Origin of the sequence: Streptomyces sp. NPDC001027, assembly GCF_040299045.1 — a bacterium.
GTDB lineage: Bacteria > Actinomycetota > Actinomycetes > Streptomycetales > Streptomycetaceae > Streptomyces.
This window is the reverse complement of the sequence record NZ_JBEPBI010000009.1, coordinates 48,317-63,957: the sequence shown is the minus strand read 5'-3', so window position 1 is coordinate 63,957 and position 15,641 is coordinate 48,317. Positions and strand designations below refer to the sequence as shown.

Below are 15,641 nucleotides of genomic sequence, written 5' to 3'. Positions count from 1 at the left end.
CCCTGCGAAGTCACCTACCGCCAGCGTGGCAGGAACGGCGAAGGCGGACATAGCCGCTCTGAATTGGGGCCTTCCCTTCGGTGAACCCAACACGATCGACCCGCCCAACACGGGGTACTACAGCAGCTCTCTGGTGAGTTCGGCCCTCTGCGACAACCTGCTGAGGCTCAACGCCGACTACTCGATCACGGATGGCGTCGCATCTCTGCGGCAGCCGGACTCCCGCACCCTGACCCTGAGTATTCGCAAGGGCGTGAAGTTCTGGGACGGCAGCCAGGTCACCCCCGCGGACGTGGTGTGGAGCCTGGAGCATGCCAGGCAGGGGCTCACCGGCTTCCTTTTCCGCAATGTGGACACGATCAAGGCCTCGGGTCCGTCCGAAGTGAGCGTGCGTCTCACGAAGCCGGACAGTCTCCTGCCGAAGGAACTCGCGAGTTTCGCTGGAGCCGTCCAGCAGAAGTCGTTCGGTGAGAAGGCCGGAAAGGCGCTCGGAAGCCCTGCGAAAGGCCTCATGTGCACCGGCCCCTACGAACTGAAGGAATGGAAGCCGGGCTCCTCCATCGAGCTCGAGAAGAATCAGCATTACTGGGACTCCGCCTTTGCGGCGAAGGCCGGTCGCGTGTCGCTGAAGTTCCTCTCGGATTCGACCGCGCTGACCCAGGCTCTGTTGTCAGGTGAGATCGACGGCGCCTACGAGGTGCCGGCCGCCCTGGTGCCCGCACTGTCCAAAGCCACATCCGGAGCCCTCACCTTCGGGGCTCCGAGCCAGCTCTACCTGGGGCTGTCCCCGACTCGATCCGGCGGTCCGCTGGGCAGTCCGGAAATGCGTAAGGCGTTCTACATGACGATCGACAGGGAGGCTCTCGCCAAGAGTGTCTATCACGGCGCAGCCAACTACACGGCGCTGAACGTCGACGTGTGGAACAATCCCACGACTTCGGCTGCGGCCAAGACCGTGTGGCGGAAGGCGTATGACAGCTTCCGGTCAGAGAGGTCGAAGTGGGGATCGAAGGACGCGCTGTCGCAGGCCCGGTCCCTTGCGGAGAAGGCCGGCTACCAGGGGCAGCCCATCACGATGGCGGTTCTCGCGGGCGACGCCACCATGAATGAAGCGGCCGTCCTGATGCAGGCTTCCGCCAAGGAAGCCGGATTCAACGTGAAGATCCGGGCCCTCGATCCGGCGGCTTACGCCGACACCGCGGCGAATCCTGCCGCCCGCGAGAAGCTGGACCTCTACTTGAACGTCAGCTTCAACGTGGCTCCCGACGCGTTGGAAGCGACCGAGACGTTCCTGCCTGACACGTACTTCAACTTCATCGGCTACAGGAATCAGACGGTGATCTCCTTGGTGGAGCGAGCACGGGCCACCTCGGACACGACCCAACAGGCCAGGCTGCTCACCGAGGCGCAGGCGACCTACGAGAAGAACTACGGGTTCCAGGGCCTGGTTCAGCTCAGCGAGATCAGCTTCCTCAAGAAGGGGCTGGGTGGCGCTACCGCATCCTTCGCCTACTTGAATCAGCCTTCGCTCGCCCGTATCGGAAGCAGCAAGTGAACCCTTCGGCGCTGATTCCGACGCGAGTCGATTCGGCCGAACACCCTCGACCCATGCAGGAGAGCTGATGAAGCGCCCTATGCACGACAGGACCGTGCGCGAGCGTACGGTGCAGGCAATTGCGGAGGCAGAGCTCGACGCGGTTGTCGTGACCTCCCGCCAGAACTTGCGGCACCTGGCCAATCTCTACCTGCCCCACCTCAGCGTCGTGCCTGAGGAACACGTGTTCCTCATCTGCCGCCGCGACGGGGAGCGGCAGTTGTTGATTCCCGAGTGGATGCCGACCTACGCGAAAGAGCGCACCGATATCCCGGTCACCGTGTGGTCGTACGGCACCGGCGCCTGGAACTCACTTGCTGACGCGTTGCGCCAACAGGGTCTGGACGAGGCTCGGATAGGCATCGAGGCGGAGTACATGGCCGCCGCGGACCGTGACCGGCTGGCGCGGGTGCTGCCCAAGGCGACACTGGTCTCCGCTGACCGGGCTCTGCTGGCCAACCGGCTCCTCAAGACACCGGACGAGATCGCCGTCATCGCCGAAGTGGCCGCCGCGGGCGAACGCGCGATGGTGGAGGCGATCGCGGAAGGCCGGGAGGGGATGACCGACCGCGAGTTCGCGAAGGAACTGCGGCTCGCCTCCATCCGGCAAGGCGTCGACGAGGTCTCCTGGCTGGCCCTCAACTGGGCGAGTCCGGAGCAGCGCACCCAACCGACCGACCGGCCGATCCGTCCCGGCCAGGTCTTCTCCATCGAGTTCGGTCTCTGTATCGACGGGTACTACTCGGACCTTCAGCGGACCGTGGCGGTGGCCCCCGTCCCCGGTGACGTCCAGGAAGCGTACGAGAAGCTCGCGGGCGTCCACGAGCGCACGATCGCGCGGATGACCCCGGGGCGTTCGGTGGCCTCCATGCATGACGAGTTCCTCGCCGACATGCGGGACAACGGCCTGCAGATGTGGGACTGGTGGCTCGGGCACAGCATCGGTCTCGACGTACACGAAGGGCTCAGCCTGTGGCTGCGGGAGGGCGAGAAAACCATCTTCGAACCGGGCATGGTCTTCGCCGTCGAACCAGTGATCACCGAACCTGCTGTCCTCGCCTTCGAGGATCTCGTCGTGATCGAGACCACGGGCCCTCGGGTCCTGTCGTCCCAGCACAACTGGGACACTCTCGCGATCCTGGGTGAGCGCGTCGAGTAGGTCCGTCGCCACCGATCACACCAGCGGAGGACACAGTCACCCGTCATGACGGGACGCCCCTCCACCCCTGCACCTGATTTCATGACGGAGAGGCCCCCAGCATGGCCGGCAATTCCCGGAAGTCCCCCTCAGCAGCGAAAGGACCCCGCGAACAGCCGCTCTCTTCGGTGAAGCGCGCCACGAGCGGTACACGCAACGGAGAGGTGTCTTTCTGGTACCGCGGCAATCCCGTGACATCGCGGCGGGACCCTCTGCCGCACGATGTCACGGCGGATGTCGCCATCGTCGGCGCCGGCCTGACTGGGCTGTGGACCGCCTACTACCTGAAGCGGGCCCGGCCCGACCTCCACATAGTCGTCATCGAGCGGGAGTTCGCCGGCTTCGGCGCCTCGGGCCGCAACGGCGGATGGTTGTCCGCCGAACTCGCGGGCTCTCGCGATCGCTATGCCGCGGTTCACGGACGCGACGGCGTCGTCCAACTGCTCGCCGCCATGCGTGGCGCGGTGGACGAGGTGATCGCCGTGACGGCTCACGAGGGCATCGAGGCCGACATCGTCAAGGACGGGATGCTGCTCGTCGCCCGCTCGGAAGCCCAACGGGCGCGCCTGCGCCATGAGGTGGAGCACGAGCGGTCCTGGGGTGCCGGCTCGGCGGACATCCACGAGCTGACGGCCGCCGAGCTCGGCCGACGGATCAACGTGCCGTCGGCTGTCTCGGGTGCGTTCACCCCGCACTGCGCGAGGGTTCAGCCGGCCAAGCTGGTGCGCGGGCTCGCCCGTGTGGTGGAAGCGCAGGGAACCGTCATCTACGAGTCGACCGAAGCGACAGCCGTCTCACCCCATCGAGTCACCACGACACGAGGCACGGTGACGGCCAAGCACATCGTGCAGTGTCTCGAAGGGTTCACCGCGGGCTTGCGGGGACAGCGTCGCACATGGCTCCCCATGAACTCCTCCATGATCGTGACCGAGCCCCTGCCCGACACGGTCATGGACCAGGTGGGTTGGCACGGCTCGGAGGTGCTCGGGGACAGTGCCCACGCCTACCTCTACGCCCAGCGCACCGCGGACGGCCGCATCGCTCTGGGCGGTCGCGGAAACCCGTACCGCTTCGCCTCGCGGACGGACGACCACGGACGCACCCAGGCCGCGACCGTCGAGTCCCTGACGGCGACGCTGCACGCGCTCTTCCCGGCCACCGTCGACCTGCGGGTCGAACACGCGTGGTGTGGCGTGCTCGCGGTGCCGCGCGACTGGTGCACCACCGTGAACTACGACCGCGAGACCGGGATCGGCATGGCCGGCGGCTATGTCGGCAGCGGTCTGACCACCACCAATCTGGCCGGGCGTACGCTCGCGGACCTGGTGCTGGACGAGGACTCCGCTCTCACCCGGCTTCCCTGGGTCAACAGGCGGATGCGGCGCTGGGAACCCGAACCTCTGCGGTGGATCGGCGTGCAGGCGATGTACGCGCTCTACCGTGCGGCGGATCTTCGCGAGGCAGGTTCCGACCTGGGCGCGACAAGCCGGTGGGCACGAGTGGCCAACGCCATCTCCGGCCGGTGACAGCCGGGTCGGGGGACATACTCGTACCACAGCACAATCGATGAGCAGCTGTTCCAGGTGCAGCCCGGAGGAGCTACGAGACGGCCGACAGCAACAGGCCGTCGCGTAGCTCCTCCTTCGGCGTCGGGGCCCGACGGCCGGGGGCGCCCGTCTCCATCCGGTACCGAGTCCGTGGGTGGAGCGATCCGCGAATCGGCCTACAGCAGGCCGAAGGCCGACAACGCCTCTTCCAGTACGGTGAGTTGGCGCTTTGCCGGCCAGTCGTCGTGGTGTTCGACGGCTGCGAGCACGATGCCGTTCACGGTCACCCGGAGCAGATCGACGTAGGTCTCCACCCGGTCCTCGGGGACCAGGGGCTCCAGGTGCTCCCGCAGCAGGTCCCGCATCCTGGCATCCATTCCGTCGGCGAACTCCTCGACGCTCGCGTCCTTCCCGCGCTGGCCGAGCAGCTGGACCCTGCCGCTCTCGTTCACCCAGTCCTGCTCGGTGAGCGGCAGCATCCACTTCAGGAGGATGAGCAACCGGCCGCGCGCGTCGGAGCCGGTCTCCAGGTCGGCCAGTTCTGCGTCGAAGCTCTCGTTCATGGCCGTGACCACGGCCCGCATCAGCTCGGGCCGCGTCGGGTAAAAATGCGTGACCAGGGTGATGGAGCCCCCGAGACGCTTGGCTACGGAACGGATGGTCAGCTCGGCGGGGCCGCCGTGGGCGAGCACGTACCTGGCCGCCTCGACGATTTCCGCCCGGCGCTGGTCGTGATCTACGTAGCGGGGCACAGCTTCTCGCTTTCGGCAGCAGGGTGGCGGCCCGTGTGTTTCTCGCCGGGCGGGACGCCTCGAGAGTACTCGGCGCGTAAACCACGGGTGACGCCTGCAAGACGTAGGGTCGACGCCCTTGCCGAAGTGTATCTGGCGATATACATTCTTCAAAACACAACGGGAATCCCCTTCTTCGGAAGCCCCCGCGCCCAGTCGCTCCGCGAGGTTCGGCTCGCCGACACCCCTCCGCCGAGCGGCACACCCCGCCGCACGGCGGAGTCCAGCTCTGGTCCCTGCTCCCGCGATCAACGCCGAGCTTCCGGGAGCAACCACCCCCACCGACCCCGCGAGGGCCGACCGCCGCCTGCAGTGCCGGTCACTACCGCGCATCCCCTGTCACCAGGAGCCGCCCCATGCCCGAGTCTCCCTCCCGCCCCGACGGCCTGACTGCCCTGCTGAGGCCCAGGTCCGTCGTCGTCCTGGGCGCCTCGGCCAAGAAGCGGGCCGGCGGCAACGAGGTTCTGCGCAATCTGCGGCAGGCCGGTTACGACGGAGAGCTGCACGTCGTGCACCCCGCGGCGCGCACGGTCGAGGGACTGGAAGCGTTCCCGGACGTCGGCTCCCTCCCCGGTGGCATCGACGCCGCCGTCGTGTCGCTGCCGACCCCGGCCGTCCTGGACGCGCTGCGCGGCCTGGAAAAGGCCGGATGCCGCTCCGCACTGGTGCCGACCGCAGGGCTCGACCCTGTCACCGCCGCGGAGGTCACCCGGTTCGCCGCGGCGAGCGACATGGCGGTGCACGGTCCGAACTGCATGGGCGTCGTCAACCTCACCGACCGCATCCCCCTGTGGATCGACGACAACAGCATCACGCGGTTGCCCGCGGGCAACGTGGCGCTGATCGCGCAGTCGGGCTCCGCCGCCATCTTCATCGCCCGCTCGACCGGCCCGGTCCGCTACTCGAAGATCATCTCGACGGGCGGGGAGTACGGCGCCACCACCGCGGCCTACCTGTCCTGGCTGGCGCGCGACCCTGCCACACGTGCCGCCGGCGTGCTCCTGGAGTCCGTCAAGGACGTGCCCTCCTTCGTCGAGGGTGTCGCCGCGATGCGGGCCGCGGGCAAGCCCGTGGTGGTCCTCAAGGTGGGCCGCAGCAGCGTGGGCTCCGCCGCGACGACCGCCCACACCGGCGCGCTGATCGGCAGCGACGCCGCCTACCGGGCGCTGTTCGAGCAGCTCGATCTGCCGGTGGTCACGGACTACGACGAGATGGCGGCAGTGCTCCAGTGCCTGGCCGTACCGGAACTCCCCCCGGCCGCCGGCGCCCGCATCGGCGTGATCACCATCTCGGGCGGTCAGGCCGCGCTGACCGCCGACCTCGCGGCGGACCAGGGCGTGGAAGTCCCGCGCTTCACCGCCGAGACCGCGCGCGGCCTGGAGACGGCGATGCCGGGAGCGCCGGCGAACAACCCCTTCGACGCGGGCGCGAGCGTGGAGTACCCCGACGGTGGCTTCCTGCGGTCCGTCGAGCTGATCGCCGCCGATGACGCCGTGGACTCCGTGCTGCTCGTCCTCGACGCGCATGCGACCATGACCGACGAGGAGACCGACTACGAGGCCGATGAGTTCCGTGCCGCGAGGGCGGTCGCCGAGAGCGCGCCGGGCAAGCCCGTCGTCGTGGCGTCGAGCTCCTCGCTCAGCGTGCAGCCGCGGTGCGAGGAACAGGCCGGTCCGGCCGTACCCGTGCTGCGGGGCATCGGCAACGCCCTGGTCGCGCTCCGGGCGCTGACCCGCAACCGGCGGCCGGTGCCGGAAGGTGTCCGGTCCACAACACGCTCGCACCCCACACCTGAGGCTGTGGAGGCCTTGAAGCAGGAGGTCGCACAGCATGTCGGCGCACTGCCGGCGGACCTCACCCGACGGCTGCTGTCGCTGTACGGCCTGCCGCTCGTGGCGTCCGCGGTCGTCCCGGACGCCGAGGCGGCCGTGCGGTGGGCGGACGAGCACGGCTATCCGCTTGTGGTGAAGGTCTCCTCACCGGATGTCCCGCACCGCTCGGACGTCGGGGGAGTGGTCCTCGGAGTGAGAGACGAGGCGACCCTCAGGCAGGCCGTCGAGGACATCACCGCCCGGGTGGGCGCCGCCCGCCCCGGGGCCGTCATCGAGGGCTTCGAGGTCCAGCAGCAGGTGGGTGAGGACAGTGTCGAGGCACTGCTGGGATTCGTCGCCGACCCGGTGTTCGGCGCGGTCACCACGGTCGGGACCGGCGGCACCCTCGTGGAGCTCTACGCGGACACCGCCTCCGCGCTCTCACCTGTCGGCCCGGACGAGGCCGCCGCCCTGATCGCCCGCACACGGCTCGGCACCCTTATCGGTGGATACCGTAACCTTCTGCCTACGACGGACACCGGCCCGCTGGCCGACACCGTCCACCGCCTCTCACTGCTCGGCACCGACTTCGCGGGCTTGCTGACGGAGGCCGACCTCAATCCCGCGTTCGTGCAGCACGGCACCGGACGCGTCCTGATCGCCGACTCCCTCCTGGTGGCCCGCCATGACTGACCTCGCTCCCACGCCCTCGCGGGTCCCCGGTGTCCACCGGGTGTCGCTCGTGAAGATCCCCGCGCTGCGGGGCCGTACCTTCGTCGGTGACTGGTTCGCCGTCGACCCGGACCGGCTGCCCGCCTTCGAGCACGCCACCTACCTCGACCAGGACCAGGACGAGTCCACTTTCGCCGAGGACCTCTACCCCGAGGGCCTGGTCGAGGGCTTCCATCTGCTCGGCCTGCTCGACCGCCTGATGAGCGACACCCTGGGGCCTGAACCGGGCGCCGTCGAGGGCTGGAACTACGGCCTGGACCGGGTGCGGTTCGTCTCCCCGGTCCTGGCCGGTGAGCGCATGCGGCTGCACGTCACCGTCGCAGAGACCGAGCCGAAGGGCGAGGGCTTCGTGCTGCTGCTGGAGTGCGTGGTGGAGGTCGAGGGCCGTGAACGTCCCGGCTTCACCGCCGACTGGCGTGTCCTGTGGCTGCCCGTCGACACCGCCGACGGGTCCGCATCCCGGGAGAGCGAGACCCCGGATGACTGACCTGCTGTGGGAGATGTCCGCGACGGAACTCGCCACCGCCTACCGGACCCGTGAGGTGTCCCCGGTGGAGGCTGTCCAGGCGGTGCTGGCGCGTATCGAGGCCGTCGACCCGGTCGTCAACGCGTTCGTGACCACGGTTCCGGAACAGGCCCTGGCCGCCGCCCGCGCGGCGGAACACCGGTTCGTGAACGAGCCGGCCGAGGACCTTCCGGCGCTGCTCGGCATACCGGTCTCCGTCAAGGACCTCACCGACACAGCCGGTGTCCGCACCACCTACGGGTCCGTGCACTACAAGGACCACGTGCCGGACAGGGACACGGTCGGCTGGGCGCGTCTGAAGGCCGCCGGAGCCGTGCTGGTCGGCAAGACCTGCACCCCCGAGTTCGGCATGCTGGGCGTCACCGAGAGCCCGCTGACCGGGACCACCAACAACCCCTGGAACCCGGCGACGACCGCCGGCGGCTCCAGCGGCGGCGCCGCGGCCGCGGTGGCCGCGGGCTGCGCCCCGCTGGCCTGGGGCAGCGACGGCGGCGGGTCGATCCGCATCCCCGCCTCCTGCTGCGGTGTCGTCGGTCTGAAGGCGTCGATGGGCCGCATCCCGGTCCACGGCGAGGGCGACGTCTACGGTTCCGTCGACACCTCGGGACCACTGACCCGCACGGTCACGGACTGCGCGCTGATGCTCCAGGCCACGGCCGGCCCCGACCTGCGCGACCCGCTCTCGCTGCCTGCCTCGCCCACGCCTTTCACGGACGCCCTGCGCGACCTGTCGCTGTGCGGCCTGCGCATTGCCTACAGCGCCGACCTCGGCCACGGGCACGTGGCGTCCCAGGTGCTCCGGCGGGTCGAGGAGGCGGGAGCGGTCTTCACCGACGTACTGGGGGCGTCGGTGCGGCCGGTGGAGGTGGAACTGCCCGACCCGCTGCAGTACTTCCAGGACTTCTGGGCGCCGGCGTTCGCGGTGGGCCTGCGGGACCTCGTCGAGGCGCACGGCTGGGATCCCGGCGCCTCCCACCCGATGATCTCGGCGATCGGGGACCTCGCGTCCTCGCGGTCGGCGGTCGACCACTGGCGGACCTCGGTCCAGACCCGTGCCCGTATCTCGGAGGGGTTCGCCGCCGTCTTCGCCGATTACGACCTGCTGATCACCCCCACCATGCCGACCACCGTCTTCCCCCACCCGGGACCGGCCGGAGGGCCGGCCGAGAACGAGGGGCATCCGGTCGCGTTCCCCGCCATCGACTTCCACCGCCTGACCGAACCCGCCAGCCACGCCGGTCTGCCCGCCCTCTCCGTGCCCTGCGGATTCGACGACGCCGGCCTCCCCGTCGGCCTTCAGATCATCGGCCCCCACCACGCCGATGCCGCCGTACTCCAGGCAGCCGCCGCCTTCGAGCAGGCGACCGCCTGGCACACCCGCCGCCCCCCGCTCCCGTCCCCTCCCCCGTCGCCCTCCGGCGACGCCCTGTAAGGAGCAACCCGCCGTGGACACCAACACTCCCGCCGCGGTCGCGGTACCACCCGGCGCCCGACGCCGGGGCCGCCGTACGGCCGCTCTGCTCGGCGTCGTCTGTGCCAGTGCTCTTCTCGCCACGGCCTGCGGGGGCGGCGGTGCAGGCGGCAAGGGATCGTCGGACCCCGCGAAGCCCAAGCTGGTCAGCCAACTCCCCGCCGCGGCCGCGAAGGACGTGGACCACCTCACCATCGGCCTGCCGAAGGGCGAACCCGCCTCCGTCGACCCGCTGCAGGCCATCGACTACAGCACGGACCTGGTCATCTCCAACCTGTGCGATCCGATCCTGCGCCTGACCCCGGACTTCGACCTGAAGCCCAACGTGGCCACGTCCTGGAAGTGGACTGACGAGAAGACGCTCGTCCTGACCATCAGGAAGGGCATCAAGTTCTGGGACGGCAAGGACCTGACCGCCGAGGACGTCGCCTACAGCATGGAGCGCAGCCTCGGCCCCGGAGCCATCACCGGCGGGCCGCTCCAGTTGGCCAAGTCCGCCTCGGCGTCCGGTCCGTACGAGGTGACCGTCAAATTCAAGTCGTACGACGAGCAGTTCGTGAAGCAGCTCGCCGCGCCGAGCTACGCGGTGATCGAGAAGGCGTGGGCCGAGAAGGCCGGCAAGAACCTCGGCACCGCCAAGGGCGGACTGATGTGCAGCGGCCCGTTCAAGTTCGGCTCGTGGACGTCGGGCTCCGCCATCGAACTGGAGCGCAACGACGCCTACTGGAACCCCGCCTACAAGGCGCACGCCCAGCGCGTCACGTTGAAGCCCCTGTCCGACTCCAGCGCCCTCACCCAGGCCCTGGTCTCCGGTGAGGTCGACGGCGCCTGGGAGGTGCCGCCGGCGGTGATCTCCAGCCTGAAGTCCGCCAAGAGCGGCTCCCTGCACTACGGTCCCGCCTTCCAGTACCTGGAACTCTCGGTCGCCGACAGCACCAGCGGCCCCCTGGCGGACACCAACGTGCGCCAGGCGCTGTTCAAGGCCATCGACCGCAAGGGCCTCGCGGACGTCGTCTTCAAGGGCGCCGCCACCCCCAACTACATGTCCCTTCCGCCGAGTTCGCGTGACAAGGGCGCCGAGGACCTCTACGCGGCGGCCGCCCGCGAGTACGAGAAGGCCAACGCCTACGACATCGACGCCGCCAAGAAGCTCATGGCGTCGAGCAAGGCGAAGGGCAGGACGCTGAAGCTGGTCACGATGGCGGGCGACGAGACCCAGTCGCAGGTCGCCCAGCTCATCCAGCAGGAGGCCAAGGTGATCGGCCTGTCCGTGGCCATCGACGCCCGGCAGCCGCTGCAGTACGGCGACACCTTCGTCAACCCGTCGGCCAGGAAGGGCGTCGACCTGACGCTCGCCGTCGGGTTCAACCAGACGACCGACCCGTTGGAGCTGCTCGGCTTCCTCGCAGTGCCGGGTTCGGCGTACAACTTCGGGTTCGACGACCCGGTGGCCACCAAGGCGTACAACACGGCCCGGGGCATCGAGGACCCCCGTGAACGGGCCCCGTACGTCCTGACCCTGCAGAAGCGTTTCCAGAGCAGCTACCACGACACCTCGCTGGTCGCCCCGTACGAGATCTCCTACTTCAGTGACAAGCTGACCGGCGCCACCACGTCGATGGCGTACATGTTCACCCCGTCCCTGGCACTGCTGGGCTCGCCCAGCTAGCCCCGCCGGGCTCCGGAGCCGGTCACCGCCGGTTCCGGAGTCCGCCCCGCCGCTGGAAAGGAGGAGATACGCGGCCCCGGCCGGACGTATCGCAGCGATCATGACCCTCACCCTGCACCCCGCTGTTTCCCGGTTCTCCGGGCGCACACTGTGGCGGATCCGCGCCATTGTCCGGCGCCTGGCGGGCGCGGTCCTCACCGTCGTGGTGGCCACGTTCGCCGTGTACGCGGCACTGGCCGCCGCTCCGGGAGACCCGGCGCTGGCCCTCGCCGGCCGAAACCCGACGCCGGAACGCATCGCCCAGCTGCACCAGGAACTGGGACTCGACCGGCCGCTCGTCGTGCGGTACTTCGACTGGCTGTCCGGGCTCCCCCGGGGAGATCTCGGCCAGTCCATCGTCTACCGCAACAGCAGCGTGGCCGACCTGCTCGGGCCCCGGTTCGGCACCACCGTATTCCTCGTCGTCTACGCCGCCGTACTCATCCTCCTGCTGGGGCTCCTGCTGGGCGTGCTCGGCGGGGCCTTCCGCCGGCTGAACGGTCCCATGGCCGCGCTCACCTCCATCGCTCTCGCGATCCCCGGCTTCGTCGCCGCACCGATCCTGGTCAGCGCGTTCGCCCTCGGGCTCGGCTGGTTCCCGGCCGTCGGAGCGGGCAGCGGCTTCACCGACCAGCTGTGGCACCTGACCCTGCCCGCCCTCGCCCTCGCCATCGGCTGGTGCGCCTGGCTGGCCCAGATCACCCGCACCTCCCTGCGGGCGGAGAAGGCGAGCGAGCACGTGGGGACGGCCACCGGCCGGGGCCTGCCCCCGGCCACCGTCTTCCGCCGGCACGTGCTGCGCAACGCCGCCATCCCCATCTCCACCGTCTACGGCCTCACCGTCGCCGGGCTGCTCGCCGGCGCCGCCGTCGTGGAGCAGGCCTTCGGCATCGACGGCCTGGGCACGCTGATGCTGCGCAGTGTCAGCGCGAAGGACTACAACGTGGTCCTGGCCGTCGCCTCGCTGATCATCATCGCCTTCGTCGTCACCACCCAGCTGGTCGACGCCCTGCACACCGTCCTCGATCCCCGACTGCGCACGAAGGACGGACGCCCATGACCGCCGTGACGAGTACGCCCGTGACGGTTTCACCGCCGTCGAGCCTTCACCGTTGGCGGAAGGCCGACCCCGTCCTGATCCTGTCCGTGCTGTGGTGCGCGCTGGCGGTCCTGGTCGCCGCGGCCGCCCCGCTGCTGGCGCCCTACGACCCGAGCCAGACCGACATCCTGGCCGCCGCCCAGGGACCGTCGGCCCAGCACTGGTTCGGCACGGACGCGGTAGGACGCGACATCTTCTCCCGCGTGGTGTACGGAGCCCGGCTGAGCCTGCTGGGCCCGGTGCTCGTGGTCGTCATCGCCACCGCCGCGGGCACCGCCCTGGCCATCGCGGCCGTGTGGTTCGGCGGCTGGTTCGACCGGCTCCTCACCCGCGTCCTCGACATCGCCTTCGCTTTTCCCCCGCTGCTCCTCGCCGTGCTCAGCGTCGTCCTGTTCGGGCCCGGTCTCACCGCTCCCGTGGTGGCGCTGGCGGTCGCGTACACGCCGTACATCGCCCGGGTGGTGCGCTCCGCCGCGCTGCGGGAGAGGCACCTGCCCTACATCGAGTCCTGCACCCTCGCCGGACTGTCCGGACCGCGCATCTGCGTGCGCCACATCCTGCCCAACGTGCTGCCGCTCGTCCGGGCCCAGGCGGTCACCTCGCTCGGAAGCAGTCTGCTCGACCTCGGCGCCATCTCCTTCGTCGGCCTCGGCATCCAGCCGCCCAACGCCGAATGGGGCCTGATGGTCTCGGACGGCCGCACGGCCCTGCTGAACGGCAGTCCGCAGGAATCGCTGGCCGCGGGATTCATGATCATCATCACCGTCGTCGCCTTCAACATGCTGGGCGAGCGACTGGCCGAACGCGCGGAGGCAAGGGCATGAGCGGAACCCATCCTCTGGTGCGGGTCAGTCACCTGCGCCTGGACATCCCGGTGCGCGGCGAACCCCGTCGAGTGCTGCACGACGTGAGCTTCGAGGTGGGCGCCGGAGAGGCGCTCGGCCTGGTCGGGGAGTCGGGCTCGGGCAAGTCGATGACGACCCGCGCCCTGATGCGCCTGCTCCCGCACGGGGCGGCCACCGACGGGGACGTCCTGTTCGACGGAACCTCCGTGACGGGTATGGACCGTCGGGCTCTGAGGCGCTACCGCTCCTCGGAAGTGGCCATGATCTACCAGGACCCCCGCGCGGCGATCAATCCCGTTTACACCGTGGGAGCCTTCCTCACCGAGGCCCTGCGCGAGCAGAAGGCGTCCCGCAAGGACGCCGAGGAACGCGCCGTGGACCTCCTGCGGGAGGTCGGCATCACCGACGCCCCGCGCAGGATGCGGCAGTACCCGCACCAGCTCTCCGGCGGCCTGCTGCAACGCGTCATGATCGCCTCCGCGATGCTGACGAAGCCCCGTCTGCTCATCGCGGACGAACCCACCACCGCCCTGGACGTCACCACCCAGGAGGAGGTGATGGCGATCCTCGACGAGCAGCGCCGCGAACGCGGCCTGGCCCTGGTCTTCATCACCCACGACCTCGACCTCGCCGCGGCCGTCACCGACCGGATCGCCGTCATGTACGCGGGGACCGTCCTGGAGACGGCGGCCTCCGCGAACCTGCACGAGACCGCCCTGCACCCCTACACGGTCGGTCTGCTGGCTTCCCGCCCCAGCACGGTCGACGTCAAACGGCTGTGGGCCATCCCCGGCCGCCCCGTCTCCGCCTTCGAGGCCGGCCCCGGCTGCGTCTTCGCCGAACGATGTCCCTTCGCGCAGGACCGCTGCCGCGCGGAGCGGCCGGCACTGCGCACGGTCGACGACCACCAGGTGGCCTGCCACCGGGCCGAGGAACTGCGCGGCCGGATCACCTACGAGGCGGACGGTCACGCCGATCACCAGCACGACGAGCAGACGGAGTCGGTATGAGTGAGCTGCTGCGCCTGGAGAGCCTCCGCAAGGTCTTCCCCGTCCGTGCCTCAGCCGGGGAGCCCGCCGGTGAACTCGTCGCCGTGGACGACGTCAGCTTCACCCTCCCGCCCGGCGGATCGCTGGCCGTGGTGGGGGAGTCGGGCTCGGGCAAGACCACGGTCGCCCGCATGGTCGCCGGCCTGGAGACCCCCACCGCAGGCCGGATCACCCTGGACGGCGAGCCACGCGAGGCGGCCCGCGCCCGACGCGGAGCCCGCAAGGCCCGTGCCCGCCAGATCCAGATGGTCTTCCAGGACCCCTACACCTCCCTCGACTCCCAGCAGACGATCGAGTCGGCCATCGAGGAGCTCCTGCGCGCCCACTTCGACTGGGACGCCGACCGCCGACGCGAACGGGTCGCCGAACTCCTCGACCAGGTGGGCCTGGACAAGCGACAGGGCGGTGCCCGGCCCCGCGCCCTGTCCGGCGGCCAGCGTCAGCGCGCCGCCATCGCCCGCGCCCTGGCTCTCGAACCACGGCTGCTCATCCTCGACGAGGCGGTCGCCGCCCTCGACGTCAGCGTCCAGGCGCAGATCATCAACCTGCTGACCGACCTGCGCGCCGAGACCGGCGTGGCGTACCTCTTCATCTCCCACGACCTGGGCGTCGTACGGCAGATCAGCGACGACTGCGTCGTCATGCACCGGGGGCGCGTCGTGGAAGCGGGCCGCACCACCGCCGTCCTGGACGACCCGCAGGACGCCTACACCCAGCGTCTGCTGTCCGCCGTGCCCCGGCCCGGCTGGGTCCCGCGCCGCCGCGCCACCGTTGGGGCATCAGCCTGAGAACTGACGGATCTCGTGTCCTTGGACTACAAGGAGAGTGTGGCGATGGGGCGTTGCGATGGGACGTTGCGTCAACGCACACGAGGTCGAGCTCGACCCGCTGCCGTCGGAAGCGCACGACATCCTCGTGGGACGTCCGGTGGCAGCCGCGAAGACCCTCGGCGAGTTCGGGAGCGCCGAAGTCGGAGTGTGGACCTTGACGACCGGTGCGGTGCGCGATGTCGAGACCGACGAGGTCTTCGTGTACTCGTCGGCGACGCGACCGTGCGATGCGAAACCGGCATCGTGCTGACCCCCGGTGTCGTGGTACGCGTGCGGGCGGGGGAGCGAACCGAGTGGGAGGTCCGCTCCCCCTGCGAAAGGTCTACGTCGCCGTCGGCTGAGACGCCGGGTCGCAGGTCTGGACGGCCGGACGTCGGCGATGGCGTGGATCTACAGCCTGAGCTTGCGATCCGCCCGGCCTCCGCCGTCACGTCGTCCGC

13 protein-coding genes are annotated in these 15,641 nt (G+C 69.8%); 12 read left to right on the top strand and 1 reads right to left on the bottom strand.

The features are described 5' to 3' along the window. Positions 1-25: 25 nt before the first annotated feature. From ABT300_RS05200 to ABT300_RS05190, 3 genes are all read left to right on the top strand, one after another. Positions 26-1,555, top strand: a complete 1,530-nt coding sequence (locus ABT300_RS05200) for an ABC transporter substrate-binding protein (protein WP_351672301.1) — start codon at positions 26-28, stop codon at positions 1,553-1,555. 67 nt (positions 1,556-1,622) lie between these two features. Then, positions 1,623-2,753, top strand: a complete 1,131-nt coding sequence (locus tag ABT300_RS05195; protein ID WP_351672299.1) for a M24 family metallopeptidase — start codon at positions 1,623-1,625, stop codon at positions 2,751-2,753. 203 nt (positions 2,754-2,956) lie between these two features. Then, positions 2,957-4,318 carry an NAD(P)/FAD-dependent oxidoreductase gene (locus ABT300_RS05190; RefSeq protein WP_351672297.1) on the top strand — a complete coding sequence of 454 codons (1,362 nt, stop codon included), beginning with the start codon at positions 2,957-2,959 and terminating at the stop codon, positions 4,316-4,318. A gap of 197 nt (positions 4,319-4,515) precedes the next feature. Here ABT300_RS05190 and ABT300_RS05185 read toward each other — a convergent pair whose 3' ends face one another. After that, positions 4,516-5,091, bottom strand: coding sequence for a TetR/AcrR family transcriptional regulator (locus tag ABT300_RS05185; protein ID WP_351672295.1), 576 nt, complete (start codon positions 5,089-5,091; stop codon positions 4,516-4,518). A 395-nt stretch (positions 5,092-5,486) separates the two neighbouring features. Between ABT300_RS05185 and ABT300_RS05180 the strand changes: the two genes are divergently transcribed. From ABT300_RS05180 to ABT300_RS05140, 9 genes are all read left to right on the top strand, one after another. Beyond that, positions 5,487-7,634 carry an acetate--CoA ligase family protein gene (locus ABT300_RS05180; protein ID WP_351672293.1) on the top strand — a complete coding sequence of 716 codons (2,148 nt, stop codon included), beginning with the start codon at positions 5,487-5,489 and terminating at the stop codon, positions 7,632-7,634. Beyond that, positions 7,627-8,160, top strand: coding sequence for a hotdog family protein (locus tag ABT300_RS05175; RefSeq protein WP_351672291.1), 534 nt, complete (start codon positions 7,627-7,629; stop codon positions 8,158-8,160). Before ABT300_RS05180 ends, ABT300_RS05175 begins: the two co-directional genes overlap by 8 nt. Beyond that, the gene (locus ABT300_RS05170; protein WP_351672290.1) at positions 8,153-9,631 is read left to right on the top strand and encodes an amidase; all 1,479 of its coding nucleotides are present in this window, start codon (positions 8,153-8,155) and stop codon (positions 9,629-9,631) included. Before ABT300_RS05175 ends, ABT300_RS05170 begins: the two co-directional genes overlap by 8 nt. Positions 9,632-9,644: 13 nt before the next feature. Beyond that, entirely contained in the window at positions 9,645-11,339 is a 1,695-nt protein-coding gene (locus ABT300_RS05165; RefSeq protein WP_351672289.1) for an ABC transporter substrate-binding protein, read from the top strand. A 100-nt stretch (positions 11,340-11,439) separates the two neighbouring features. Beyond that, positions 11,440-12,438: an ABC transporter permease gene (locus tag ABT300_RS05160; RefSeq protein ID WP_351672287.1), complete on the top strand. Its 999-nt coding sequence runs from the start codon at positions 11,440-11,442 to the stop codon at positions 12,436-12,438. After that, positions 12,435-13,301 (top strand): ABC transporter permease, encoded by an 867-nt coding sequence (locus tag ABT300_RS05155; RefSeq protein WP_351672285.1) that lies wholly within the window; start codon positions 12,435-12,437, stop codon positions 13,299-13,301. Before ABT300_RS05160 ends, ABT300_RS05155 begins: the two co-directional genes overlap by 4 nt. Continuing rightward, entirely contained in the window at positions 13,298-14,332 is a 1,035-nt protein-coding gene (locus tag ABT300_RS05150; protein WP_351672283.1) for an ABC transporter ATP-binding protein, read from the top strand. The genes ABT300_RS05155 and ABT300_RS05150 overlap by 4 nt, the downstream gene beginning before the upstream one ends. Beyond that, positions 14,329-15,159: an ATP-binding cassette domain-containing protein gene (locus tag ABT300_RS05145; RefSeq protein ID WP_351672281.1), complete on the top strand. Its 831-nt coding sequence runs from the start codon at positions 14,329-14,331 to the stop codon at positions 15,157-15,159. Before ABT300_RS05150 ends, ABT300_RS05145 begins: the two co-directional genes overlap by 4 nt. Before the next feature lie 58 nt (positions 15,160-15,217). Further along, positions 15,218-15,451, top strand: coding sequence for a hypothetical protein (locus tag ABT300_RS05140; RefSeq protein WP_351672280.1), 234 nt, complete (start codon positions 15,218-15,220; stop codon positions 15,449-15,451). The last annotated feature ends 190 nt before the right edge of the window (positions 15,452-15,641 follow it).